Here is a 26,727-nt window from a genome sequence, read left to right on the forward strand (position 1 = left end):
TTGGAAACGACGAATACGTAGCCTAAGCCGAAACTCTTCCGCTCGCCGATTGCATCATCTAAAGCAATCCCATAGGTTGCCGGATGCGGCTCTGCATCAGGAGCCCGAGGAAATCCAGGACCTTACGACTCCCCCGGCTCCGCCAATCATCCTGACGCCTCAAGTAGCGTGCTCGCCGGACACCGACATGGACGTGCTCTGGCATATCGCACTTCATCTTCCCGAGCTGCGCAAGTGGATTGTGGCGAATCCTCAAGCCGATGCCGCGATTTTGGAATTCATCTCCCAAGCAGGAGGTCCAGGCGTGAAACCGGCACTTGAAGTACTGCTTGAATCGCTGGAAACCGAAGCGCCGCGCTAGCCTTTGATTTCCAGTACAGCCGCATACACCTGCTTGCGATTGACCAGCGAACCGTCCGGCAGAGGGTGCTCCTGCACCACCTGAGCAATCGCGTCCTTGATGCGCAATCCGTCTTCAAGCGCACGGTCGATGGCGAGTACCGCCAAATCCTCAACGCTCAGCGAATTGGGAGCCGCGGCCTCAGCCTCTTCGCTGGAGGCGCCGCTAATCACCAACACCATTTCACCACGCGGAGGATCGTTGATCACGCTTTGGTGAATCTCGCCGATAGTGCCGCGTCGAACCTGCTCATAGTCCTTGGTGAGTTCGCGGCACAGTGCCATTTCGCGATTCGGGCCGAACGCATCCAACAGATCATCCATCGAATCGGCGATGCGGTGCGGCGTCTCGTAGAACACGATGGTGCGGCGTTCGGGCAGCAGCGCACGCAGCGCCTGCACACGTTCGGAATGCTTGCGTGGCAGGAATCCTTCATAGCAGAAGCGGTCGGTGGGGAGTCCAGACAGGGCGAGCGCGTCCAGTACCGCGGAGGGGCCGGGTGCGCAAGTCACTGGCAGACCGCGTTCGATGGCGCGACGCACGATGGCGAGCCCGGGATCGTTGATGGTCGGCATACCGGCATCGGATACCACAAGCACGGTCGCTCCGGTCTCCACTTGATCGAGCAGTCCGTCGGCCTTGCTGCGTTCATTGTGATCGTGGTAGGCCACCACGCGGCCAGTCACATACACACCGAGTCGACGCGCCAGATCGTAGAGGCGACGGGTGTCTTCCGCGGCCACGATATCCGCGCGCTCCAGCAGTGCGACCAAGCGCGCGGAGGCGTCGCCGATATTGCCGATTGGTGTGGCGGCGAGCACTACGGTACCGGCAGGGATGTGTACCGCTGCAGATCGGGCATCCGCCGCACTGGTTTCGTTATCCTGAGAGGCGGTGCCGTCAGCGGCATTCCCCTCATTCGGCGCCACTGGCTCCCCAGGAGCAGCCTGCTCAATCATCTCGTCTGCCATGTTCTCTGCGCTTGTCATATCTCCAGTATTCCCCACCCCACGGAGTTAGTCAGCATTATCGACGACGGCATCGGAGAATCAGAGGAATCGAAAGAAAAAGAAAAGGGCCGCTCGCGGTGGAATGAATGCAAGCGACCCAAGTGGAGCTGACGGTAGTCGAAACCGCGACCTCTTCGATGCGAACGAAGCGCTCTACCAACTGAGCTACAGCCCCTTGGATTGTTGCCCTGCTTCGCAAAGCAACTCGCATAAATATAGTACGAGGTGCCGTCAAACGCAATTCAAGGCTACGCGCGGCTTCCCGGCTGTATATACCATATACCGCTCGGGAAGCCACTTAGGGATCATGTGTTACCGTTCGAGAACAGCCAGCACCTTCTTCTCGTTGTAGAAGGCAAACACGATACCGCCCAAGCCGCAAAGCACTGCGGCGCACACAGCCGCGATGCGGTAGCCGGCACCGGATACCATACCGATGGTGGACACTCCAGTGAACAGCAACATGGCCACGGACTGGCCCATCTTCATCGCAAAGGTTCGGGCAGCATAGAACATGCCTTGGCGGTCCTGGCCAGTGGTCTTCGAGCTGGCGTCCGCGATATTGGCCACAATGGCCTGCGGCAGAATACCAAACGCGGCCATAGGGATGGCACCCGCCACTGAGAGCATTAGACCTTGCGTCATAGCCGGCAGGAAACCGAGCGCCCCTGATCCGAGCGCACCGGCAAAGGCGAATGCACAGGTGAAGATTACGAATGCAACCAGCAGCAGACGCTTCTTGCCGACTTTATTGGCCAGAATGTTGACCGGTACATAGAACAGCACGGAAACGCCGGTCATCAGTACGAAGTAGATAGTCGTGGTGGTTTCCGGAAGCTTCAGCAAGCTCGTGACAAAGAACGGCAGACCGGTTTGGAAGGTGGTGATGGCCACCCAGTAGACCACATCGGAGCACACGAACTTGCGGAATTCGCCGTCGCCAAAGGTTTGCTTTAGCGATTCGATAGTGGATTCGGAGGTGGGCTGCGAATTGACGTAATCCTTCTCACGAATGGCAAGCGGCGGCACCAACATGCAGATGAATGCCACTGCGGCCATGATGGTGAAGGTCACGCGAATGGCGGTGATGCGGCCGAGACCGGGCACCAATCCACCCCAAATCACTGGTGCAACATAAGCCACGGCGGTACCGGCCACCCAAGTGAAGGAAATCGCGGTGGAGATGGTGAGCTGCTGCTTGGAGTCATGGCCAAGTTCGGCAATCAACGCGTTGTATGGCGTGCAGTAGAACGTCAGCGCAATGTAATAGCCAATTACCGTGACGAACAGGAAGGCTCCGTTAGTCCAACTCGTGCCGTTGATCGGACTCCAGAACACGAGCACGGTGACGATGGCCAGCGGCGCGGCGGCGTATTTCAGGAATGGCATGCGGCGGCCAGCTTTGGCATTGCAGCGATCGGAAAGCGAGGCTACCGCCGGGTCCACGAACGCATCGAAGAAGCGCGCGAATGCGGTGATGCCGCCCACCACGGTCACGATGCCGAGCACCACCAGACCTTGTGGCACGAATACGGTTTGGCCTTGGTTGATGGTTTCCTGGTCGGGCTGATAGAAGTACACGAGCCAGTTGGAGATGATGCCGGAAAGCAATGCCCAGCCGAACTGCCCGACCGCGAATGCCCATACTTTGGCGAGCGGCAGGTCTTTGATTGCCGAGATTGCCGTGGCATCGCCCGCAGCCGCGCCGGCTTGCGCATCAATGGAAATTCGATCAGAACCGCTCATAGCCAAACCTCCTTGTTGACACTATGTCAAGAGCAGTGTATCACCGTAACGCCGTTAGCAGGGGTACATTGGGGCATTCTTGGAGATCTATCTGCTTTGTGAGGGGTACGTAGAAACGAAATAACCATGTACCATCCGCACACTTATACCGACAGTACACGCGATGCAGCGTCTCAGGTACCCCTCACAACGCAGATAGATGTCCGACGAAACGCCGATGTACCCCTCGCAAGCGAGAAACCACCTGCTCCTCAAGCAATCTACGCGCAGCTTACGTCTACGATAGTGCTCATGACCGGCATGTCTGAACAGTTGCCCCATCTGACCGCTTTCCCCCACGCATTAGGCACTGGATTGTTGCTGCACACCAGCGATCCGGTGGACAACGATCTACATGCCCGCATCGGATCGCTCATCGATGAGTACGAATCCGCGCTCTCCCGCTTCCGCCCGGATTCACCGGTGTCTCAGATGCGCATGGCTGAGCACGGCGGCACGTTTGATTTCCCTGACCAATGTGCTGGTTTATTCGATTTGTATGACCGGCTGTTTGAGGCCACCGAGGGAGCCATCGATCCGTGCGTTGGTGAGGATCTAATTCGGTTGGGCTATGACGCCAAGTATTCGTTTGCTGTTTCACCGGACGCATTCGGATATGACTCCGGCGAATCGCACACCGGCAATGCACCAAATCCAGGCCGTCTCGGCGCAATCCACGGCCGCCCGACATGGCGCAATGATGTGCAGCGCCACGGAACTACTTTGGTCACGTATCGACCGATCGCCCTTGATTTTGGCGCATGCGGCAAGGGATATTTGGTGGATTTGATTGCGGAGATTTTGGCACCGCATACTGATGCCTTTGTGATTGACGCGGGCGGTGATCTGCTGGCTCACACAACTGAGCCCGTCACCATCGCTCTTGAAGATCCAGCCGACCCCAATCGCGCGGTAGGTACAGCGGCGTTGAGCGATGGCGCATTTTGCGCAAGTTCTCCCAGTCGCCGTCACTGGGGTGAAGTGGCCGGGCACGCACTGCATCATCTACTCAATGCCATTGACGGACTGCCGGTTGAGGATGTGGCCGCCACGTGGGTTGATGTAAAGCAATTCGACGGCGGCGTATCGCATCCAACCGCAATCGCTGACGGCTTGGCCACTGCCCTATTCACTACTCCAGCCGAGCGATTGCGGCGCTATTTCGCTTTTGATTGCGCGATCCTTAATGCCGACCGCACCGCCGCCCGGTCCCCCGACTTCCCCGGTGGCTTTTTCACTGCATGACTGCGGGACGCAATCGCAAATCCGGCGATAATGCAATTGCGTCCCATTCGCTCCCTGACGCGCGCCCTGCGGAATCATCAAAAATGGCACATTTCCGAGGAACGGAAATGCAGAAATAGGTGATTTGCAGGTGCGTCCCATAGACCAGTGGGACACAACTGCAAATCAGCCTAATCAGCAGATCGATCCCCCAAAACTCTCACTCAGCGAGCAAAGCGAACCAGCTGATGTGTGCAACGACGAGGACACTCCATCATCCAGCGAGCGTGAACTGGGAGTTGTAGAGGTCGGCATAGAACCCACCCGCCGCGAGCAGCTCCTCATGAGTGCCACGCTCGATCACGTCGCCGTGGTTCATGACGAGAATCATGTCGGCGTCGCGAATGGTGGAGAGTCGATGCGCGATCACGAACGAGGTGCGCCCCACGGTCAGAGCGTCCATGGCCTTCTGAATCAACTCTTCAGTTCGAGTATCCACGGAAGAGGTGGCCTCGTCGAGAATCAGAATCGGCGCATCCTGCACCATCGCGCGAGCAATCGTCAAAAGCTGCTTCTGACCGGCCGAAAGCGAGGACTTGTCGTCCAAAACCGTGTCATATCCCTGCGGCAAGGAACGGATGAAGTGATCCAAGCCGACGGCCTTGCAGGCTGCGACGATCTGCTCGTCGGTCACACCAGGCTTCGCATAGGCAATGTTTTCACGCACTGTTCCACGGAACACCCATGTGTCCTGCAGCACCATCGAGAACTGGTCATGCACATTCCACCGCGGCACAGACTTGGTATCCACGCCATCAATGGAAATCGAGCCACCGGAGATCTCGTAGAAGCGCATCAGCAGGTTCACCATCGTGGTCTTGCCGGCGCCGGTCGGCCCAACAATCGCCACCTTCTGGCCAGCCGCAACGGATGCGGAGAAGTCATGGATGATCGGCTTGCCCGGCTCGTAGCCGAACTGCACATGACTGAATTCCACGTCGCCACGGACCTTATGCCCGGAGGCGCCAAGCAGCGCGGCCTTGCCGGATTCGTCGGCCATCTCGGGCTCCTCAAGGAAACCGAACACGCGCTCGGCGGCTGCCGCGCAACGCTGCAGGTTCTGGAAGGCCTGCGCGAACTGGGAAAGCGGCTGGGTGAACAGACGGATGTACATCATGAACGCCACAATCACGCCGAATTCGATCTGCCCGTCCATGGCGAGCGCCGCGCCCACCACGCACACTACCACGTAGCCGAAGTTGCCCACGAAGTTCATCAGCGGCATCATCAGGCCGGAAAGGAACTGCGACTTCCAGCCGGATTCGTACAGATCCGCGTTGTATTTTTCGAAGCGGCGAATGGAATCGGCCTCACCGTTGTACGCCTTCACAATCACATGCCCGGCATACATTTCTTCCACGTGGCCGTTCACATCACCCAATGCGGCCTGCTGCTGAGCGAAGTACTTCTGGGAGACCTTCATGATCAGCATCATCAAGACCATGCCGAGCAGGCTGGCACCGATGGCACATAGCGTCATAATCACGTTGTTGTAGAACATCATGACCAGCGCGCCCACGAACAGCGTCACCGAAGTAATCAGAGAGCCAAGTGATTGCCCCAGGGTTTGCCCGATGGCGTCCACATCGTTGGTGATGCGGGACAGCACGTCGCCGTAGCTGACTTTGTCGAAGTACTTGAGTGGCAGTTTGTTGATTTTGATGGAGATGGATTCGCGCAGGCGCTGGGCTGTGCGCTGGGTGACGTTGGCCATCATCCAGCTTTGAATGTAGCTGAGCACGGCGTAGCCCACATACAGGGCGACCAGCAGCCAGGCGATGCGCCCGACTTCGCCGAAATCGATCGACCGCATGACCGGGCGACCATGTACGACGGCCGGCAAGCCAGCCACGATGGTATTGGTCATGTCCTTGAGCTTGTCCGGCCCGATGATTTGGAAGATGGTGCCGGCCGCACCCAGGATGAGCGCGATGATGATGACAGGAATGTAATTACGGCAGTAGGCAACGAGCTTGCCCATGACTTTGCCGAAATCGTTGGGCTTTTCGACCGTGCGCCCTGCGCCCGGGCCGTGCCCCATAGGTCCTCTTGGCATTGGTAAGTCCTTTCGTTGGCTCTTGTAATCAGGCCATCAGCTCGGCTTTGCTGAGCTGGGATTCGGCGATCTGCTGGTAGACCTCGCAGGTTTCCATCAGTTCTTTGTGGGTACCTTGGCCGACGATTTTGCCGTCGTCCAGTACGACGATGAGGTCGGCGTTCATGATGGTGCCGATGCGTTGGGCCACAATGAGTTTGGTGGAATCCTTGGCTTCGCGCGCAAGAGCCTCACGCACTTCGCGGTCGGTTTTGAAGTCCAGCGCGGAGAATGAATCATCGAAAATCAGGATTTCCGGATGGCGGTAGACTGCGCGCGCAATGGATAAGCGCTGCTTTTGACCGCCGGATACATTGGAGCCGCCTTGTGCGATGGCCGCTTCGAATCCACCGTCCATACGGTTGACGAATTCGCTGGCCTGTGCCACGTCGGCCGCCGCCTTGACGCGATTCATCTGTTCCACGGACACACCGGTGCGCTCGGCAGCCGAATCACCCGGCTGGTCGCCGTAGCTCACATTGGAGGCTACCGTTCCCTTGAACAGCACCGACTGCTGCGGCACGTAACCGATTTTGTCGCGCAGGGTCTTGAGGTCGTAGTCACGCACGTCCACGCCGTCGACCAGCACCTGGCCTTGGGTGGCGTCATAGAAACGCGGCACCAGATTGATCAGCGAGGATTTGCCCGAACCGGTGGAGCCGATGAACGCGACCGTCTGCCCGGCCTTGGCGCTGAAGCTGATGTTTTCAAGCATCGCCTCGCGCGAATCCGGGTAGGTGAAGCTCACATTCTTGAACTCCACCGTGCCGCGCTGGCCGGTTTTGGCGATGTCAGTAGAGGTTTTGATGCCGTTTTCCACCATTGGCTTGGTATCAAGCACTTCAAGCACACGCTGCGCGGACACGTCGGCACGCGGCCAGAGCACAAACACCATACTCATCAGGAGGAAGCTCATGATGACCTGCACGGAGTAGTTGGAGAAGACCACCATGTTGGAGAACAGGGTGAGCTTGTCGGTAAGAGCCGCGGCATCGATAAGATAAGCGCCAATCCAGTAGACGGCGAGCATCAAGCCGTTCATGATGGTGTTCATCAGCGGCATCATGAATGCCATGGTCCGGTTGGTGAACAGCTGGGTTTCGGTGAGCTCCTTGTTCGCCTTGGTGAACTTGGATTCCTGATAATCCTCGGCATTGTAGGCGCGCACGACCTTGAGGCCGGTGAGGTTCTCGCGGGCCACCAGGTTGATGTTGTCGGTGAGCTGCTGCATGGCTTTGAACTTGGGCATTACCATGGCCATCATCACTGCGATGGCGGCCAGCAGGATCACGACGGCGACGCCGGTGGCCAGCGTCCATTCGAAGCCTTCGCCCGCGATTTTGGCCACGGCCCAGACCGCCATGATCGGCGATTTGACGATGAGCTGCAGGCCGACGGTGATGAACATCTGGATCTGCGTGATGTCGTTGGTGGAGCGGGTGATGAGGCTCGCGGTGGAGAATCGGTTCATTTCGGCCGGACCGAACGATTCGACTTGGCGGAATTCCAACGAGCGCAGCCGTTGGGTGAATGACGAGCCGACGCGCGCGGCAAGATAGCCGGTGATGATGGCACAGGCTACAGAGCCGAGTGAGATGAGCAGCATCTTGCCGCCCGCGATCCAGATGTCAGCCATGGCACTGCCCGGTGTTTCGACCAGTGTGGTGATGTCGGACATATAATCCGGCAGCTTCAGGTCGAAGAAGACCTGCCCCACGATGGTCACCAGTGCGAGCAGCATCTGGCCTATCTCCGCTTTGGAGAGATATTTCATGATGCGAAGCATTGTTTCCCCTTGTGTTGTTGATGTGATTGCCGACTACCCAGCAGAGCAATCAACGTACTTAATTATTTCTAGTATTTATTACTTACACTGTAAGATATTATGCGCGACTCAACGACATCCAAGAATTCACTATGAGCAGAATCAGCATGCGCCGAGCCGGCATTCGACCGCGTTATGCGGCTTCGCGTCACACGTCGCGTACGTCGCGTTACGCATCCTTAGAATCTTGAGACCCTTTTTCGAATGCCTTGCGCACTTCCTCCGGCGTAGGTCGCGGCTCACCCGGCTTGCAAAGCGACAGGTAAACGGAGAACTCACGAGCAAGGTCGACGAATTCGCGCGTGCGCCGCTCCCCCATCTGAGAGAAAATCCAACAGATTGTGCTGCGCATTTCCTGCATGTCCTTGCGCCCGCGCTCACGGCCTGCATCAGTGAGCTCCACGCGCACCGCACGGCGGTCCTGCGGGTCCACGGACCGCACAATCTGACCTTTTTTCTCCAGCGCAGACAGAACCGCGGAAATGCGTCCGCTCGTCACATGCATGGCATCGGCGATCTGCGAGGGAGACATCGTGCCTTGATGGGCCAGCATGCGAATCACAAACGATTCGCCGGCACCATGATTGAGGTCGCGCTGCACTTGCGACCTATGGCACCACACGTCACGCCACAGCTCATCCACCGCCTCTTCCTCATATCCCACGGCACATCTCCTTTGCAATGCAAGACCGCAATACGCGACTCTGGTGCAGGCGCAACCGGCATCGTTCTCAACACCACGCTGCCCGCAACCGCCACCAATAATATCTCACACTATAAACAAAACTGTATAAAGCTCAACAGCGATATTCCACATGCCTAAATAGCGCCCACAACCACACATCCAGGGCGGAAACGCCTTATTTTCTAGCGTTTGTAACGAATTACGTCTATGCTGAGAAGCTACATGATGGCATTGCAGCCATCCCAACGAAGGGGGACCATGATGTTACGTAACGCTAGTCACAAGGTATTGTTATGCAGTATAGCCGGCTGCACCCATGAAGCAGAGGAAGCGGGCATGTGCAACATGCACTTCACGTCCGCACTGGTGCATGGCGCGCTCAACTACGCAGCAATCAGCGCACGCCCGGCACATAGCTGAGTAATCACCTGAATATTGAGCGATACATAGTTCTGTTCAGCATCATCACCAACAAAAAATCGGCCCGCGCACAGGCGCGAAGCCGATTTTTTATGTTTTCCGCACAACGGACCAGTCAGACTTACTTGCCCAACGCTTCCTTCAAATCACGGTTCTGGAAGCGGTCATGCAGCAGGCAGTAGCCGCCGAACACCGCCAACCATACCAAGCCGGCGATGGCGGAACCGCGCGTATCATCCGCGAGGAACAGCGTGCAGTAAACGAACACGAAGAACGCAATCGCCACAGTATTCAGCACCTTCCAGGCCGGCATCACGAAGCCGTCGGCGATGAAGTCGGCGGAGCGGCGGTACTTGCGATGCGCCACCATCGTGAGCACGTAGATGAACACGATCACCGCGCTGGAGGCGGATGCGAACAGCACGAATGCGCTGGAGATGCCCGGAATCGAGTTGATGATCGGCGAGAGCAGAATCAACGCGGCGGACACCAAAATCGCGCGTGCCGGAACCTGGCGCTTGGAAACCACGCCAATCTTCTGGAATGTCGGCGATTCGGAGTCGGCGGCCAGCTGGTAGAGGTGGCGGCCGGCGGAGTAGAGCAGCGAGTTCAAAGCGGAGGATGCGGCGGTGATTACCACGAAGAACACGAGCGCCGCAGCCCACTTGAGGCCGGCGTACTGGAACACCATGATGAACGGGGACGCGAAGGAACCGTCCTTGTTCGGCTTGAACGTGGTCCACGGCACGATTGCCATAATGGCCAGTAACGCACCCACATAGAAGATGAGCACGCGGATGATAATCTCGTTCACGGCCTTCGGCAGAACCTTCCTCGGATTCTGCGTTTCGGAGACGGTCACGCCTACGAATTCAATCATTTCGTAGGCGTAGAACACCATCTGGAAGCTCATCAGGAAGCTCAGCCAGCCGTTCGGCGCAATCGAGAAGTTATTGGTGATGTTGTCGATGCCGGCGTGGCCTGCGGGCGAGACGCCGTCCTGGCCGGTGATTTGCACGGCATCGTAGTGGTAGCCGATCACCACCATCACCACAGCGGTGGCGATCATCGCGCAAATCAGCGTGATCTTGATCATCGAGAACCAGAATTCAGCCTCGCCGAACGCTTTGACGGCAATCAAATTGATGGTTACGAGGGCCGCGAGGAAGCACAGCTCAATGAGCCATTTCCAATGCGACAGATCCATGCCGAACGTGTCGAAGAACGTGATGAAATATGTGGAGACGGCTGTGATCTCGCTCATGCCGATGAGCACAAGCACAATCCAGTATGACCATCCGGCGAATTTGCCCCACCCATTGCCGAGGTAACGGGTGATGAAGTTGATGAACGTGTGCTGGCTCGGGTCACGGTACATGAGCTCGCCAATCGCGCGCATCAGGAGGAACATGATGATGCCCACGCCGATGTACACGAACACGATGCTCGGGCCGGTCAACGCGATTGACTTGCCTGAACCAAGGAACAGGCCGGTGCCGATGGTGCCGCCGATCGCGATGAACTGCACGTGGCGATTGTTCAAGCCGCGAGCCATCTCATTGTTGTGATCCAAGCTTTCTACAGATTTAAGCTCGCCAGAACCGCTGCCCGGAGCGTTTGCCGCGCTGGTAGTACCGCTGCTGGCGGCTGTTTTCGATTCGACCATGCCGTTCATTTCTCTTCCTGGCGTCCGGCTTTTCCAGCCTCGCCCACTTGTTCAATGCAAGTTCAAACTGTACCACCATGCTGTTTACTGGGTCGATACATGAGTTCAAGTAGCGATATTGACATATGTAGACGATGCGTAAAAGTTCAATTTTCGAATTACAAAATTGAACTTTTGAGCGAAACCCCGCAATCGGTAACAAACCGGCCTACAATGGCCCACATTGCGTATTTCGGCAACATCACAATGCCGAATTGCACGAGTACTGAGAACTGAGAGAAACAGAGAATCATCATGAGTACGAATGATGCGCCCAGCACCAAGCCGCGCGAAACCGACGACGTGCCAGTGCCGGCCACGCTGCGTAAATCGTTGAAGAACCGCCATATCCAGCTGATCGCCCTCGGTGGCGCCATCGGCACTGGCCTGTTCTACGGCTCCAGCGAATCCATCGCGCTGGCTGGCCCGTCCATTCTACTGGCCTATCTGATCGGCGGTCTGGCGATTTTCATGATTGTGCGCGCGCTTTCGGAAATGTCTGTGGAAGATCCGAAAGCCGGCGCATTCAGCTACTACGCCACCCGTTACTGGTCCAAGCGCGCTGGCTTCATTTCCGGCTGGAACTACTGGTTCAACTACATTCTGGTGTCCATGGTCGAGCTCGCTGTGGTGGGCAGCTTCGTGAACTATTGGTTCCCGGCCATCCCGACCTGGGTGTCCGCTGCTGTGTTCCTCGTGCTGATCACCGCCGCAAACCTGCTGGGTGTCTCCAAGTTCGGTGAATTCGAGTTCTGGTTCGCCATCATCAAAATCGTTGCCGTGATCGCGATGATTCTCGGTGGTCTCGCGGTGATTGTGTTCGCGCTACCCACCGCTTCCGGCATCAAAGCAAGCTTCGCCAACTGGTTCACTGTGGGCGGCGGATTCTTCCCGAACGGTCTGATGGGCCGTGCTTCCGACGGCTCCTGGACTGGTCTGCTGATGGCTTTGGTCGTTGTGATGTTCAGCTTCGGCGGCACTGAGCTGATTGGCATCACCGCTGGTGAAACCGAAGACCCACGCACTACGATTCCGCGTGCCACTAACGACATCATCTGGCGAATCCTCGTCTTCTACATCGGCGCTCTCGGCGTGATCATGGCCGTAGTACCGTGGAACACCATCGATGGCAAGTCCAGCCCATTCGTGCAGATCTTCGATTCCGTGGGCATTCACGCAGCGGCCGGCATTTTGAACTTCGTGTGTCTCACCGCAGTGATGAGCGTTTACAACTCCGGCCTGTATGCCAACTCCCGCATGCTGTACTCGCTGGCCAAGCAGAGCAACGCACCCGCCTACCTGGGCCGCCTGAATTCCAAAGGCGTGCCGGTCGCCGGCGTGCTGACTTCCGCCGTGATCACCGCAATCGCCGTGGTCGTGGTATTTGTCTGGCCTGAGTTCGCGTTTAATTACCTGATGTCGATTGCCACGATCGCCGGCATCATCAACTGGACGATGATCATGTTCACCGAGATGAAGTTCCGCAAGGTGGTGGCCTCCGGCGGCGCTCCTGAGGATACCGAGCTAGCCGGCAAGACCGGCCAGGAGGCATTGGACGCCATTCACTTCAAGCTGCCGTTCGCCAAAGTGACCCCGTGGGTCGTGCTGGCGTTCCTCGCGCTTGTGGTAGTGCTGATGTGCTTCTCCGCCAGCTACCGCGTAGCCGTGATTGCCGGCGTGATCTGGCTGGCCATCCTGTTTGTGGCTTACCAGCTGACGCAGGCTAAGAAGTAGTCGGCATTCATTCTCGCCTATTGTTGTCTCGGTAGCGCAAATTGCCCGATGCAAAGCCACCGAGACAAAATGCGCGATTATGCAGCCAAATACGGTTTGAATACGCGCTCGGTGATGGGCACATGAATCATCAGCATGGAACCATAGCCGAGCACTGCCAATAGAAACAGGCCACCGGGCATATAGAACCAGCTGGCTGCTAGCAGCGCTACGAATACCGCATCGATAGCCACCAGAATCAGCGTGGCGACAATGTGGGAGATTCCGAAGATAAAGGCGTTCTTCAATGTGCCGATCACAGTATTCTCGAATCGAGCCTGCAACGCGAACACCCATTCAAAGCCGATAACCCACAGGATGCTCAACGCGAACTTCGGAATCAGCAACGGCGTGATCTGCAGCACAATCCACGAATAAACAAGACCAATGAGCACTAGCAAGAATGGCAGCCACAACAGTGTGGCTTTGGCGAAGTTCGATTTGAACGCCTTGAAGTAATTAGCGGCTACGCCTTTGCCTTCGCCCTCCAAGGCTTTGCGACTTGCATCCTGCCCTGCTGCGAGCGCTGCCCCCATGGTGATTACGGGAATGGAGGTAATCAGCATTAGGAGATTGATGAGCACGCCATCGACCAGATTGCCCCATGCCCGCATGAATTTGGAGTCGGGTGCAAGCCAGTTCATTGGATCTCCTTGTAACCGTTATGGAATATGCATCTTTTGCATTATGACGCTATGCGCCTGCGCCACACCATCAACGCGCAAGAAATTCCGGAAATTACTGGTTATCGCCCGAATTCTTTGCACTGACTGCCGCTCATTACAAGAAATTCGGGAAGATGTCTCTGTCATCCCGAATTTCTTGCGCTCGGCTAGCGACCTAGCTCAGCCCTTGACAGCTCCGCCTTCGGCCCTGCAATTACGGACTCGCCTACGGCGAGACTCAATATTACCTTCGCTCGACTACCGCCGAGATCAGGCTGGAGCCTGCTGGAAGCCCACCGGGCTTCCAGCCAAGGGTTAACGGCACCAGCCGTTAACCCTTTACGGCTCCAGCCATAACACCGCTCACGATGTACTTTTGGCAGACGAGGTAGAAGACGATAATCGGGATGATGGCGAGGACGAGGCAGGCCATCATGGCGCCCATATCCACGGAACCATAGCCGCCCTTCAGGTACTGCACGGCCACGGAGATGGTCTTGTACTTGCCGAGGTCGAGGGTCAGGTACGGCAGCAGGTAGTCGTTCCAGATCCACATGGCTTCGAGGATAGCCACGGACACAATCGACGGCTTCATAATCGGCACCACGATCTGGAAGAAGATGCGCGGCACGGATGCGCCATCGATCATGGCGGATTCCTCAAGCTCCTGCGGGATGCCCTTAATCACACCGGTGAAGATGAACACGGCCAAGCCGGCACCGAAACCGAGGTAGATGATGCACAGGCCCCACGGGGTGTTGAGCTTCAGCATGTCGGCGATCTTGGAGAGGGTGAACATCACCATCTGGAACGGCACGATCATGTTGAACAGGAACAGTGTGTAGAGCAGCTTGGCGGCCCAATTGTTCACGCGCACGATCCACCACGCGCACATCGAGGTGCACACCAGAATCAGCACCACAGAGCCCACGGTGATGAGCAAGGTCCAACCGAAGGATGCGAAGAACTGCGTGGTTTCAACGCCACGTGTGTAGTTCTCGAATCCAACGAACGCCTTGCCGGTCGGCAGCGAGAATGCGTTCTTGGAGATGTACGCCTTCTGCTTGAAGGAGTTGATCAGCACCAGAACAATCGGGAAGATCCAGAAGAGGGAGACAACGGCGAATAGCGCAGTCCATACCGGACCATGCTTCACAGGCTTGTTCTCGTTCATCAGGCTGCCACCTCCTTGCTCGTGGTGAGCTTGTTCTGAATAAGTGCGATGATCGCCACCAGGATGAAGAACAGCACGGCCTTCGCCTGGCCGACGCCTTCCCAACCCATGCGGCCGTAGAAGGTACGGGTGATGTTCAATGCCAGGCCTTCAGACATGTTGCTCGGTGCACCATTGGTCAATGCGAGGTTCTGATCGTAGAGCTTGAAACCGTTGGTCACGGTCAGGAAGGAGCACACGGTAATGGACGGCATCATCAACGGGATGATGATGCGGAACATGGTCTGGGTGCCGTTCGCGCCGTCCACGGCAGCCGCCTCAAGCACGTCGGTCGGCAGCGCCTGCAAACCGGCGATGTAGATGATCATCATGTAGCCGATTTGCTGCCAGCACACCAGAATGACCAAGCCCCAGAAGCCATAGGTAGCCTTGTAGGTCAGGGCGCGGCCCCAGTGGGCGAGCACACCGTTCAGGAGCAGCAGCCAGATGTAGCCCAGGATGATGCCACCGATGAGGTTCGGCATGAAGAACACTGAACGGAAGAGCGTGGAGCCTTTGATGGCTTTGGTCAGCATGTAGGCGATTGCGAATGCGACCACATTGATCACGATGGTGGTCACGATGGTGAACGCGGTGGAGAACCCGAGCGCATGCAGGAATTCCGGATCCTTCAACGCCTTGGTGTAGTTCTTCAGCCCCACGAATTCTCCATCGGTCACCGTGGTGAACTCGCAGAAGCTCAGGTACACGCCCATGATAAACGGAACCAAAAATCCGATGATGAATGCGGCGAACGTCGGCAGCGCGAACAGCGCCCACCATCTGCGTATCGCCTTACCAGCCATGCTGATCATGACTTTCCTCCTCCTTGAGCCCGCTGCACTACGTCGTGCGTCGATGCGGCACTTTCTCAATACCAGCTCGTTGACCGAAGCGAGGGACGCTTCCGCACCTTCGCCTTGTCCAAGCCTATGAACATAGTAAGGGCCATTCGCTTACATGTCAAACGTTGTCATTTACAGCGTTTCTTTGCATTGCCAAGCATCATCAATAACCTGCTTTTCAATCTTTAAATTGGCTTATTTCCGCCATTCTGTATGCTATTACACAGTATTGCAAACGTTTGTAATACAATCGTTGTCATCTCCGCTCCGCATCGGGATCGCATGTACACTGGGAAACATCGATTCGCATTGAGCTGTATTACGCAAAGGGGCCCATATGTCCACGAGCATTCAAGACGTCGCGCGCAAAGCCGGAGTTTCCATCTCCACCGTCTCCCGCTCGTTCACCAGGCCCGATCTGGTCTCGGCCAAGACCCGCGAGCGCGTGCTTGCCATCGCCGACGAACTCAACTTCTCCCTGTCCCGATCTGCGGCTGCGCTGAAGTCCGGCCGATCGCTGCGCATCGCCGTGCTGATGAGCGGGCATATCCGCCTATGGTTCACCGCTTCGGTGATCGAGGGGCTCAACGAAGTGCTGCACGCCGAGGGCTACGATATTTCGATTTTCCAGGTCTCCAGTATCGAGGAGCGTAAGGAATTCTTCGATATGTTGCCCGTGCGCCGCAATGCCGACGCCGTGATTGTGGTGTCGTTCGACATCGACAACAATGAGATCGCGCAGCTTGCTTCGGTGGATGTGCCGATCGTCGGCATCAATTCGGTCGACGCACAGGCCCGCGGATTCACCGCCGCCATCAACATCGATGATGCACAAGGCTCCACGTTGGCAGCCCGTCACCTGATCAATCTTGGACATCGCCGTATCGCGTACATCAGCACCGATCGCGAGATCTCACTGAGTTTCTCGGTGCAGAGTCGATTCGACGCCTTCACCGAACACTGCCGCAAGGAAGGCGTGGAGCCGCAGGTCATCGTCTGCAAGGTCAACGCCGACGGCCGCTACGAAATCAGCGATGTGGTCACCCAGCTGATGAGCTTGGACGAAATGCCCACCGCCATCGCCTGCCAGGAGGACGGCATTGCATTGCCGCTGCTGTTCCAGCTGGAGCGCAACGGTTTCTCAGTGCCTGGAGATGTGTCATTGATCGGCTATGACGACAGCTTCTACACCGACGATATCGGCTTGACCACGATCCGCCAGGATCCGGTGGCGATGGCCCGCAAGGCTGCCCACATGACGCTTGATCTTATCGAGGAAAAGCCCATCGAGCAGCCGTTCGTCACCTGCCCGGCGCATCTTATAGTCCGAGCGTCAACGTCGCGCGTTAAGTAGACGCACAAAAGAGAGTCATCATCTCCACGACTGACGGTTTTTGAACACTGACTGTAGGGGTTCAAACATTAACTGTAGGTTTTTGAACAAAGACTGTAGGATTTTCAACGTTTTTCGTTCAAAAACCTACAGTCAACGTTAGAAATCCTACAGTCTTCTGCCGGGCTCTTCTGCCCGACAATACGAATACGTGTGGGCCCGCCGTTCATAGAGAGCGGCGGGCCCACACGTTAAGGAGAAGGAGACACATGAAGTGGAGTAAGAGCGACAAGAATGGCGCGGCGCCCTATGCGAAGGAGGGAAAAGCACAAGGTGCCGCGCCTGTTCAGTTATGGATTGAGCGATTGTGAGCGATTCGAGGGGAATCACTCAGCGACTCAGTGAGAGGCTGCGTACTCGGAAGCCCAACCGTCCACGAAGGCGGTCTTCACGGCGTCCCAGCTGCCGGTGCCCTGAGCGTACTCGAGCAGGGCCTGGCCAACCTTGTTCTTCCACTCTTCAGACGGCATCATGGTGAAGTTCCAGGAGACCTGGGTCTTGCCGGACTTCTGATCCTCAACAGCGGCTTCGGTCAGCGGGTTGTCGGACTTGACATCATCGAAAGTCTTGAACGGGGTGGTGAAGCCCATGTCCTGAGAGAGGGCCTTCTTGCCGGCGTCGGAGGTGATCACCCAGGAGAGGAAGTCCTCAGTGGCCTTCTTGTCGGCGTCGGACGCCTTGTCGTTGATGCACCAGTAGTTCTCGGAACCGGTGTCCAAGCCTTGCTTCTCCTCGCCCTTGACGCCGATGTAGATCGGCATCATGCCCACGGATTCGGCCTTCATACCGGCCTTCTGCAGGTCGGTCCAAGCCCAGGTACCGTTCTGGTAGAAGGCAGCCTCGCCGAGTGCGAACTCGGAGTTGGCGTCATCACCGGTCTTGGCGCTCAGCTGCGTGCGGTCGGTGGTGGAGTCGGTGATGTACAGGTCGAAGATCTTCTTGTAGTTCGGCAGGTAGGTGCCCTTGATGGTGGCCGGCTGCTCGGTGACCTTGTCCTTCTGGAACTCGTAGTAGAGCGGGAGGTTGGCCAGGTGGGTCTTGAAGCGCCAGTCGGAGCTGGAGTCGAAGCCTGCGGAGGTGAATGCACCCTGGATGCCGAGCTCGTCCTTGCGGGCCTGCATGTCGTCGGCCACGGCCTTCAACGTATCGAAGTTGTCGATCTCGTCGATGGACTTGGCCTTGGCACCGTCCAGAGCGAAGTACTTGTTGAGGATGTCCTTGTTGTAGATCAGGCCGTAGGTTTCCATCACGTACGGCACGCCGACGACCTTGTCGCCATCCTTCAGCGCCACATCCTGGTTGGTAAGCTCCTTGTAAATATCGGTGTTCGAAAGATCAGCGGTGTAGCGCTTCCAGTTCTGGTAGCCGACCGGGCCGTTGACCTGGAACAGGGTGGGGGCTTCGGTCTTGGCGATTTCGGACTTCAGGGTCTGCTCGTAAGTACCGGATGCAGCGGTCTGCACCTTGACTTCGACGCCCTTTTCCTTGGTGTATTCCTTGGCCAGAGCGACCCACTGGTCAGCAGCCTCCGGCTTGAAGTTCAGGTAGTAGACCTTACCCTTGGCGTCATCACCGGAAGTGGAGCTTCCGCAGGCGGCCAAAGTACCCAGAGACATTGCAGCAATAGCCGCTACTGCAACCGCAGACTTAATAGTGCGATTCATCTTCGAACCTTTCTCTTTCATCGAGGCTTCCAATCGGGTTCCGGTTAGAAGCAATGCCGTTAGCAGCACCTTCACAACTATCGACATGCACTATTGTGCAACGGTTTGCTTCTTTTTGCAAACGATGGCATTACCGGCGCGCCTTAATCGCGTCGGTAAACTTCAGCCGATATGCAACTACTGGAGAAATACTAATTTTTCAAGGGTTTATTACAGCAGCTTGGAATGCAAGCGTTCGCAATCAATGAGAGCGCAAACAATGGCAGCGCTTAGACAAATCATCAAAAACTGACTATCGAAACCGCCAATCCACGCATTTACCGCTATCGTTTGCAATCACAGCGGAACAATCACATATAAAACATCTCAAACATAAAAAAGCCCGCCATTGCAGCGGGCTTCCCCAAACACCATTATGAGCGCCGCCAAACGGCCAATGGCTCAGACAACACGTCTCAGGCGTTCCACCGCTCAATCACATAATCGCCCTTGTAGACGCTCAAAATCGAATAATGCGCGGTATCGAGGCGCAGCAGACGCGCGAAGTGCGGGTCCACGCCCAGCCATTGCGACGTCAGAATACGCAGGATATGAGCGTGCGCCACCAACAGCACATTATTGCCCGAACGCAACAGCGGCAGCACCTCATCGATGGCACTCTTCGCGCGGGCGGCCGCCTCTTCCAAGGTCTCCCCCTCGCCGTTATGCACATGGACCTTCTCGCCGGACGGCAGCGTCTCCACCCAGTCGCCCTCCAAATCGGCGCTCAGCGAGCGCGGCCCGTCACGCCAGATGTCCCAGTCGAATCCACTGGCCTTGCTCACCTGCTGTCGGGTGCGGCCCTCAGCACGGCCATAATCCCATTCGGCGATGCCATCAAGCACACCGCAATGCTCGAAGCCAGCCAACTCAGCCGTCTGACGCGCACGCTTCAGAGGGCTTGAAAACACACAATCCGGCGCGAATCCAGCCGGGAAGATTTCACGCAAACGACGACCGGCATCCACCGCCTGTTGACGGCCGGTCTCGGTCAAAGGGATGTCCGTGCGACCGGTATGCTGCCCGGACTCACTCCAAACGGTCTGCCCATGGCGAAGCAACACCAAAAAACCTGCTCCACCACGAGACGAATCAACAGCGACTGTGCTATTTCCATTGTGTTCGCTCATGCCTCCACTGTAGTCTGCGAAAGGCTCAGACTCCACCCACGCCACACACCTTTTATGATTCTGTGATTTAGACTGATAGTCATGAGCGATGAAACGAACTCCGCATTGTCCGGCGAGGCCGATCAGATGATTGAGGGTCTGCATCATATTGATGATGCGGTCAACGCCGCACGCGAGCACAGGCTGAACGACCCGGATTCCTTGGGCGATAAGTTTATCAAGTCCGCAGTACCGGCGCTCACCGGTCTGATTGCGGGCAAGGCATTCCAAACCGTATGGAATCACGGCGTCGCACATCGCAATCTGCGTAAAGGATTGGCCGCGGATGCTCCACAGGGGCTGCTCCTGAGCTTGGCATTCGCAGCCGTTTCCGCCGCATTCGGCGCTGTGGTCTCCCAGCTTTCCGACCGCGGTTCCCAGGCGTTCGTCGAGCGCAGACACCGCAAAGCCAAGGGCAAGTAGACCAGTTCGCCCTGAGAACACCGGCATTCTGCCCATGGCGATGGCATGCAAGAATACAGGTATGGCTACAAACTCCACTATTGAAACGCTGTTAAACCGCCGCTCCATCCGCAAGTTCAAGGATGAGGCCATCGACGCCGATACCGTCGCCACTCTTGAAACCGTCGCCCAGCATGCCGCTTCCAGCCAGTTCCTGAACGACTGGTCCGCCATCCGCATCACCGATCCGGCCGTGAAGGCCAAGATGGCTGAATTCGGCCATCAGGCGTATATCGCCACCGCTCCACTGCTGTATGTGTTCGTCATCGATGAGCATCGCAACGCGCGCATCGCCGAGCGCAAGGGCATCGACCCCGACTCCGACGCATTCCATCTGAAGTACAGCTATCGCTTCACCCAGGCGCAGAACGACGCCGTGCTGGCGCTGCATGCCATGGAAACCGCCGCATATTCGCTGGGGCTCGGCTGCGTGATCCTGGGTTCGATTTTGAACGATATTCCGGGTGTAATCGACACACTGAAGCTGCCGAAGTACACGTATCCGGTGCTGGGCTTGGCTATCGGCAAGCCCGACCAGGAGCCGGCGTTGAAGCCGCGTATGCCGCGCGAGATGCAGTTCTTCGAGAATGCGTATCCCGCCGATGGCGCTGATACCGATACGCTCACCGCGCTCGACGATTTCGATGCGGAAGTGCACCAGTACTACGACCTGCGTCAGGCCGACCGCCCTGTGGATGCGTTCAGCGACCAGATCGCCACGGTGAGCGGCCAGGATGTCAGCGGCAAGACGCTGCTCGACAAGGCGGCGGCACAAGGCTTCGAGCTGGATAAGTAAGCAAGCCAACGCATATGAGGACGGTTTGGCGCATATTCCAGCGCGATGTACTGCGCATTCTGCGCAATCCCGTGGCTGTCGTGGTCACACTGGGCGTCGCCATCATCCCCTCGCTGTACGCGTGGTTCAACATTCTGGCCAATTGGGATCCATATTCCGCCACCGGCAATCTGCAGGTGGCGGTGGCCAATGAGGATCGCGGCACCTCCAACGAACTCGTCGGCAAGCTCAACGCCGGCAAACAGGTAGTGGCCAAACTGAAAACCAATCATCAGCTTGGCTGGCGTTTCGTCGGCACCGAAGACGAAGCCATTCACGGCGTGGAGACCGGGCAGTATTACGCGGCCATCGTATTGCCGAAGGATTTCAGCGAAAACCTGGTCGATTCCGTCACCGGAACCGCGAAGCATCCCCAGCTCCGGTATTACGTCAATGAGAAAAAGAACGCGATCGCCCCGAAAATCACCGATACCGGTGCCACCACCATCGACGAGCAAATCAACGCCACATTCGTAACCACGGTAGGCAACACCGTGGCGTCCGCCATCTCCAAAGCGGGCGGTGAGCTGGGCAACGCCACCGAATCCACGCAACAGGATGCCGTCGGTGATTTGAACACCGTGCTCAGCACGATCGATGGCGTCAATAAGGCGCTTACCGATCTCGCGTCCACGCTTGACCAGGCGGATGGCACCATCGCCAGCGCCACGCAGACCGCAACCTCTCTGAAAAGCGCCATCGCCAGTGCGCGCAAAGCCTCACAGCAGTCGGGCACATTACTGAGCGAAGCGCAAAACGGCTCCCAGGCCTTTTCCACCACGCTGGTGGGCGCATTGGACACCAGTTCAGCACAACTATCCGGTCTGGCCGTCGATGTGAACACGGCATCCGGCACCATCATCGGGTCGTTCAATTCCGCGCAGAATTCCGTGGATTCCATCACCAATGCGCTGAACGCACCGCTCGACCGCACGCAGACCTCATTGGACAACGTCAAAGACGCACTGCGCCAAGCCGGCCTCGACGAACACACCACCGATCCGCTCGGCCAGCGCATTTGGCAGCAAATCAACACGTTGGACGGCGTCATCAGCCATCAGCAGGCGCAAATCAAGGATTTCCATACAAACGCTTCGAAGTTCATCGGCTCCGGCAAAGATGCGGCCGGGCAGCTTTCCGGCGCAATGGGCACCGCAGCCACCGGAGGCCTTGCCGCATTGAGCCAAGCAAGACAATCCCTTACCGGGACCATCATGCCGAATCTCAGCGCGTCGCTCAACAGTTTCGCCGCACTGAACGGCACTTTGGACGGCACGCTGGTATCGCTCACCGGCACCCTCAATCAGGCCGACGGATTGTTCCAGCAACTGTCCAGCACCATTGACCAGACCAAAACCACCATTGACGGCACCAAGCAATCGTTGACGCAGCTTGCCGACGATGTGCGCACCGTGCGCACGGATATCGGAGCGTTGGATAGTTCCGCCGCCTACCGCAAAATCGCGGACACCTTGCACTTGGACGACAAGGAATTCGGCAAATTCATGGGACAGCCGGTCAATCTGGTGACCAAAGTGGTGTATCCAACAGATAATTATGGTTCGGCCGTGACTCCGTTCTACACGAACCTGGCGTTGTGGGTGGGTGGATTCGTGCTCATCGCCATCTACAAGCTGGAGGTGGACCGGGAATCCATCAAACATCTGACCTCCACGAAGGCGTATCTAGGGCGTTGGATGCTCCTGATCACCGTCGGTTTTCTGCAGGCGATCATCGCCACCATCGGCGATCTGGTACTGGGCATCCAGTGTGAGCATCCGCTGCTGTTCGTGTTGGCAGGCGTCTTCTGCTCGTTCGTCTACATCAACATCATCTATGCGCTGGCTGTGGCGTTCCGCCATATCGGCAAAGCAGTCGCCGTGATTCTGGTCATCGTGCAGATTCCTGGCGCTTCAGGCCTGTATCCGATTGAAATGATGCCTGAATTCTTCCGTGATCTGCATCCCTGGCTGCCGTTTACCTATGGCATCAATGCCATGCGCGGGCCGATTGCCGGCACGTATGCAAATCATTACTGGCTCGATATGATGCATCTGTCCTGGTATGTGCCGGCCGCACTGTTTATCGGCATCGTCGTACGCCGGTATGCCATCAATCTCAACGCATTGTTCGATCGGCGCCTGGGTGACACGGATCTGATGATCACCGAGCACAACAGCATGGTCAATGAGCATGTAAGCCTGACCGCCGTGTTCCGTACGGCATCAGACAGCAAGGAACTGCGCACGTTCATCACTCGGCGAGCGCATCGCTTCTTCGCCCGATACCCGCTGATGATTATGGCCGGTCTGGTTTTGCTCACCGTGCTGCCGTTCGTATTCCTGATCCTGCTGTTCGTCACGCGCGCGAAAATCGCGATGCTGACCTGTTGGATTCTGTCGATCATTCTTATCGACGCATATCTAATCGTAGTGGAATACACGCGCGAAAGCTATGCGATGCAGATCGGCGTCAGTGCGATGAACGCCGACGAATTCCGCGACGTCATGCTGAACGGGTATGTCTGGCGGCGCTTCCGCGAACACGGCGAACACGGCAAGCACGCGCAAACCGATTCCGATCCGGACATCGCTGAAACCACACAACAACTCATGCCCCTATCGTTCCCCAACCATGATGGCGGAAGGAGCGCACGATGAAACTGATTTGGAAGCTTTTCACCCGCGACCTGCGCCAAGCCACACGCAATGTGATCGCAGTCGTGGTGACCGTGGGCCTGGTGATTGTGCCGGCGCTCTACGCGTGGTACAACATCGCCGCCAGCTGGAATCCATACGGCAATACCAAAGCATTGAAGGTGGCGGTGGCCAACACGGATAAGGGATACAAGTCCGATCTTGTTCCGTTGCCGATCAATGTGGGCGAAACCGTGACCAATGCTCTTCGTGCCAACCATGATTTGGATTGGCAGTTCGTGGATCGCAGCAAAGCCATCGATGGAGTGAATTCCGGCGAATATTATGCCGCACTGGTGATCCCGAAAAGCTTCAGCGCGGATATGATGACGCTGTTCTCGCCGAAGATCACCCACGCGAAACTGGAATACTATCTCAACGAGAAAATCAACCCAATCGCCCCACATATCACGGATGAGGGTGCCAACACCGTGGCAGCTACCATCGATCGCACCTTCGTGAAGACACTGTCGAGCGTGGCGTTGAACATGGCCTCCAATATGGCCAAATATGCGCAAAGTCCTGAAATGGCGCAGTATGTCAGCAATGCCACCACGCATCTGACGGCCATGTCGTCCAAGCTCAATGGCGCGGCCTCGCAAATCGACTCGTATTCCGGCCTGCTGGGCGCTGCGGACAGTATCATCGCGTCGAACGACCAACTGTTAGGTTCCACAGGTTCGGCTGCCGCTGACGCCAAGAAAGCGATGAAACAGGCCAAGTCCGGCGTCAGCAATCTCGGCAACGCCCTATCCGGTGCCGCAACCGGCGTGGGCACGGCATTGCAGCAAGCCGATGCGGCATATGGCTCCATCAGCAAACGTATCGACGCCGCGTTCCAGGATGCCAATGCGCAGTCCTCGCAAGTGGCGGCGACCTTGACCGACATGCAATCGCAAGTGCAGAAGCAAACTGACGCTTTCGGCAAATACGCGGATGCACTGCAATCTTTGGCCGATTCCAGCAATCTCCAAGCGGTCAAGGATGCGCTGACCAAGGCGGCGGCACAAGCCCGGCAGACACAAGACAAGTTGCAGACCGCGGCAAATGACCTTGGTACCGCCGCGAAAAACATTACGGATGGCACTGCTTCAGTCGCAGATACCAAGAATAAGCTGAACAGCGAAATCAATCAGGCTCGCCAATCCATTGCCCAGGCTTCCGAAACCTACCAGCACACGTTGCAGCCTCAGCTCAACGCGCTGACCGCTTCCATCGATGACGTAGCCTCGCAAACCAGTACGGTTATCGATGGGCTCACCACCACAGTGCATAGCGTTTCCGGTCTATCCGGCGGCATTTCCAGCAGCATCACGGATATTCGCACGTCCTTGGGCACCGCTTCGACAGCACTCAGGCATTCGGCAACAAAGCTGGATACGCTTACAGACAAGCTCAATTCCTTGGCCAAAGATGGTACCGCTGATCTCTCCAGCCTGGTTTCGGCAGATCCGAACGCTATTGCTTCGATGCTGTCTGCTCCGGTGTCGGTCGATCGTATTCCGTTGTATCCGATGGCTAATTACGGCTCGGCAATGGCACCGTTCTACACGATCCTGTCCATTTGGGTGGGAGCGATTATTTTGGTGGCCATGCTGAAGGTCTCCATTTCCGATCATGAGAAGGCCAAGATTCTCGGCCTCGGCAATGAACTTCCGCTGGGCACGGCTGTAGGCATTCGCGAGGCGGTTATCGCCGGCCGTGAAGCTGGCCCGGGAGCCGCACTGGATGTGCTGAAAAAGCCTCGCGCTGAGTCTCCTGGTAATGCACGGCAATTCGGCATGCACCTGCATCATGAGTATTTCGGCCGCTATATGATCTTCTGCTTCCTCGCACTGCTGCAGGGCACTCTGGTGTGCTTGGGCGACCTGTTCTATCTCGGTGTGCAATGTGAGCATCCCATCCAGTTCCTGATGGTCGGATGGCTGGCAGCACTCGTGTTCTCGAATATCGTGTATACGCTGACCGTTTCATTCGGCGATATCGGCAAGGCCATCGCCGTGGTGCTGCTGGTGATGCAGGTGGCCGGTTCCGGCGGCACGTTCCCCATTGAGACGTTGCCTCCATTCTTCCAAGTGGTGTCGCGTTGGCTGCTCTTCCCCTATGGCGTGGACGCTATGCATTCGGCTATGGCCGGCTCATATGGTTGGGAATACTGGATTGATATGGGTAAGCTTGCGCTGTTCCTGATTCCTTCGCTGCTTCTTGGCCTGATGCTCCGCAAGCCGGTGATACGACTTAATGATTGGATTATTCGCAATCTGGAAAGCACGAAGGTGATGTAAGGCTTGGTTGGCGCGTGACGCACCAGGTTTGGCGAGAAACCCGTGATCAGTGCGCGGCTAGCGACGGCGAGGCTTATAGCCGCGTTTGCGGCTGTGAGGCTTTAATTCTTGATTGAGCGCCACATGCCGATAACTGAGTTGTGGATCGCGATGGGTCAGATGCCAGCAATTGCAGTATTCGCAGCGATACACCCAAAGTTCTGCCCCACGCTCAATAAAGCTTTGATCGGCGGCACGCTGCGCCTGTACCTTGTCGTGGTACATGATTTTATTCGAAGTCGCGCAGCGCTTAGGTGTGAAGTAATGCATAGCAATCTCTTAGTGTAAAGAACGCATTGACATATAAAAGAGTATTTGTGCATTTGTGGTTCGTGAACCACGTGGACGAATATGTGTCTAGATATGGTTGAGGCCCGGGAGCGTGTGCTCTACCGGGCCTCGTTACGTGTGTATGCGGCGGTGTGCTACTCTCCCACACT

Annotated in this window: 20 protein-coding genes and 1 tRNA gene; 8 read left to right on the forward strand and 13 right to left on the reverse strand. The window is 56.9% G+C overall.

Going from position 1 to position 26,727, the window contains the following annotated elements:
* Positions 1–76: 76 nt before the first annotated feature.
* Entirely contained in the window at positions 77–361 is a 285-nt protein-coding gene (locus tag CSQ86_RS08905; RefSeq protein ID WP_207761576.1) for a variant leucine-rich repeat-containing protein, read from the forward strand.
* Here CSQ86_RS08905 and rsmI read toward each other — a convergent pair.
* From rsmI to CSQ86_RS08920, 3 genes are all read right to left on the reverse strand, one after another.
* Positions 358–1,359, reverse strand: a complete 1,002-nt coding sequence (gene rsmI, locus CSQ86_RS08910; RefSeq protein WP_420838161.1) for a 16S rRNA (cytidine(1402)-2'-O)-methyltransferase — start codon at positions 1,357–1,359, stop codon at positions 358–360. The two genes, CSQ86_RS08905 and rsmI, sit on opposite strands and share 4 nt — an antisense overlap.
* A gap of 153 nt (positions 1,360–1,512) precedes the next feature.
* A tRNA-Ala gene (locus CSQ86_RS08915) sits at positions 1,513–1,585 on the reverse strand.
* 137 nt (positions 1,586–1,722) lie between these two features.
* Positions 1,723–3,156: an MFS transporter gene (locus CSQ86_RS08920; RefSeq protein ID WP_240542348.1), complete on the reverse strand. Its 1,434-nt coding sequence runs from the start codon at positions 3,154–3,156 to the stop codon at positions 1,723–1,725.
* Positions 3,157–3,447: 291 nt separating this feature from the next.
* Here CSQ86_RS08920 and CSQ86_RS08925 point away from each other — a divergent pair, with 291 nt between their 5' ends.
* Positions 3,448–4,440 carry an FAD:protein FMN transferase gene (locus tag CSQ86_RS08925; protein WP_165773828.1) on the forward strand — a complete coding sequence of 331 codons (993 nt, stop codon included), beginning with the start codon at positions 3,448–3,450 and terminating at the stop codon, positions 4,438–4,440.
* 253 nt (positions 4,441–4,693) lie between these two features.
* Here the strand turns inward: CSQ86_RS08925 and CSQ86_RS08930 are convergent, their stop codons facing one another.
* The 4 genes from CSQ86_RS08930 to CSQ86_RS08950 all read right to left on the reverse strand — a co-directional run bounded on the left by CSQ86_RS08930 (position 4,694) and on the right by CSQ86_RS08950 (position 11,170).
* Positions 4,694–6,535 (reverse strand): ABC transporter ATP-binding protein, encoded by a 1,842-nt coding sequence (locus CSQ86_RS08930; protein WP_100494779.1) that lies wholly within the window; start codon positions 6,533–6,535, stop codon positions 4,694–4,696.
* Between the two features lie 28 nt (positions 6,536–6,563).
* Positions 6,564–8,360 carry an ABC transporter ATP-binding protein gene (locus CSQ86_RS08935; RefSeq protein ID WP_100494780.1) on the reverse strand — a complete coding sequence of 599 codons (1,797 nt, stop codon included), beginning with the start codon at positions 8,358–8,360 and terminating at the stop codon, positions 6,564–6,566.
* A gap of 208 nt (positions 8,361–8,568) precedes the next feature.
* On the reverse strand, positions 8,569–9,063 hold the full coding sequence (locus tag CSQ86_RS08940; RefSeq protein WP_100494781.1) for a MarR family winged helix-turn-helix transcriptional regulator: 495 nt from the start codon (positions 9,061–9,063) through the stop codon (positions 8,569–8,571).
* Positions 9,064–9,625: 562 nt separating this feature from the next.
* A complete protein-coding gene (locus CSQ86_RS08950) occupies positions 9,626–11,170 on the reverse strand; it encodes an amino acid permease (RefSeq protein ID WP_100494810.1) in 1,545 nt (514 codons plus the stop codon).
* A 294-nt stretch (positions 11,171–11,464) separates the two neighbouring features.
* On the opposite strand from CSQ86_RS08950, the gene CSQ86_RS08955 reads away from it, so the two are divergent.
* Positions 11,465–12,943 (forward strand): amino acid permease, encoded by a 1,479-nt coding sequence (locus CSQ86_RS08955; RefSeq protein ID WP_100494783.1) that lies wholly within the window; start codon positions 11,465–11,467, stop codon positions 12,941–12,943.
* Between the two features lie 77 nt (positions 12,944–13,020).
* Here CSQ86_RS08955 and CSQ86_RS08960 read toward each other — a convergent pair whose 3' ends face one another.
* From CSQ86_RS08960 to CSQ86_RS08970, 3 genes are all read right to left on the reverse strand, one after another.
* Positions 13,021–13,626 carry a DUF624 domain-containing protein gene (locus tag CSQ86_RS08960; protein WP_100494784.1) on the reverse strand — a complete coding sequence of 202 codons (606 nt, stop codon included), beginning with the start codon at positions 13,624–13,626 and terminating at the stop codon, positions 13,021–13,023.
* A gap of 352 nt (positions 13,627–13,978) precedes the next feature.
* Positions 13,979–14,821 (reverse strand): carbohydrate ABC transporter permease, encoded by an 843-nt coding sequence (locus tag CSQ86_RS08965; RefSeq protein ID WP_100494785.1) that lies wholly within the window; start codon positions 14,819–14,821, stop codon positions 13,979–13,981.
* The gene (locus tag CSQ86_RS08970; protein ID WP_165773829.1) at positions 14,821–15,675 is read right to left on the reverse strand and encodes a carbohydrate ABC transporter permease; all 855 of its coding nucleotides are present in this window, start codon (positions 15,673–15,675) and stop codon (positions 14,821–14,823) included. Before CSQ86_RS08970 ends, CSQ86_RS08965 begins: the two co-directional genes overlap by 1 nt.
* 367 nt (positions 15,676–16,042) lie before the next feature.
* Here CSQ86_RS08970 and CSQ86_RS08975 point away from each other — a divergent pair, with 367 nt between their 5' ends.
* A complete protein-coding gene (locus CSQ86_RS08975) occupies positions 16,043–17,059 on the forward strand; it encodes a LacI family DNA-binding transcriptional regulator (RefSeq protein WP_100494787.1) in 1,017 nt (338 codons plus the stop codon).
* A 377-nt stretch (positions 17,060–17,436) separates the two neighbouring features.
* Here CSQ86_RS08975 and CSQ86_RS08980 read toward each other — a convergent pair whose 3' ends face one another.
* Both CSQ86_RS08980 and CSQ86_RS08985 read right to left on the reverse strand, forming a co-directional pair.
* A complete protein-coding gene (locus CSQ86_RS08980) occupies positions 17,437–18,783 on the reverse strand; it encodes an ABC transporter substrate-binding protein (protein WP_100494788.1) in 1,347 nt (448 codons plus the stop codon).
* Between the two features lie 434 nt (positions 18,784–19,217).
* The gene (locus CSQ86_RS08985) at positions 19,218–19,931 is read right to left on the reverse strand and encodes a histidine phosphatase family protein (RefSeq protein ID WP_165773830.1); all 714 of its coding nucleotides are present in this window, start codon (positions 19,929–19,931) and stop codon (positions 19,218–19,220) included.
* 81 nt (positions 19,932–20,012) lie between these two features.
* Here CSQ86_RS08985 and CSQ86_RS08990 point away from each other — a divergent pair, with 81 nt between their 5' ends.
* The 4 genes from CSQ86_RS08990 to CSQ86_RS09005 all read left to right on the forward strand — a co-directional run bounded on the left by CSQ86_RS08990 (position 20,013) and on the right by CSQ86_RS09005 (position 26,248).
* Positions 20,013–20,393, forward strand: a complete 381-nt coding sequence (locus CSQ86_RS08990) for a DUF4235 domain-containing protein (protein ID WP_100494789.1) — start codon at positions 20,013–20,015, stop codon at positions 20,391–20,393.
* A 61-nt stretch (positions 20,394–20,454) separates the two neighbouring features.
* A complete protein-coding gene (locus CSQ86_RS08995) occupies positions 20,455–21,228 on the forward strand; it encodes a nitroreductase family protein (RefSeq protein ID WP_100494790.1) in 774 nt (257 codons plus the stop codon).
* Between the two features lie 14 nt (positions 21,229–21,242).
* On the forward strand, positions 21,243–23,927 hold the full coding sequence (locus CSQ86_RS09000; RefSeq protein WP_100494791.1) for a YhgE/Pip domain-containing protein: 2,685 nt from the start codon (positions 21,243–21,245) through the stop codon (positions 23,925–23,927).
* Complete coding sequence (locus CSQ86_RS09005; RefSeq protein ID WP_100494792.1) at positions 23,924–26,248, forward strand: YhgE/Pip domain-containing protein; 2,325 nt, start codon at positions 23,924–23,926, stop codon at positions 26,246–26,248. The genes CSQ86_RS09000 and CSQ86_RS09005 overlap by 4 nt, the downstream gene beginning before the upstream one ends.
* 57 nt (positions 26,249–26,305) lie before the next feature.
* Here the strand turns inward: CSQ86_RS09005 and CSQ86_RS09010 are convergent, their stop codons facing one another.
* Positions 26,306–26,557, reverse strand: coding sequence for a hypothetical protein (locus CSQ86_RS09010; RefSeq protein ID WP_100494793.1), 252 nt, complete (start codon positions 26,555–26,557; stop codon positions 26,306–26,308).
* Positions 26,558–26,727 lie beyond the last annotated feature (170 nt).

It is taken from the genome of Bifidobacterium felsineum (genome assembly GCF_002802915.1).
Taxonomy (GTDB): Bacteria; Actinomycetota; Actinomycetes; order Actinomycetales; family Bifidobacteriaceae; genus Bifidobacterium; species Bifidobacterium felsineum.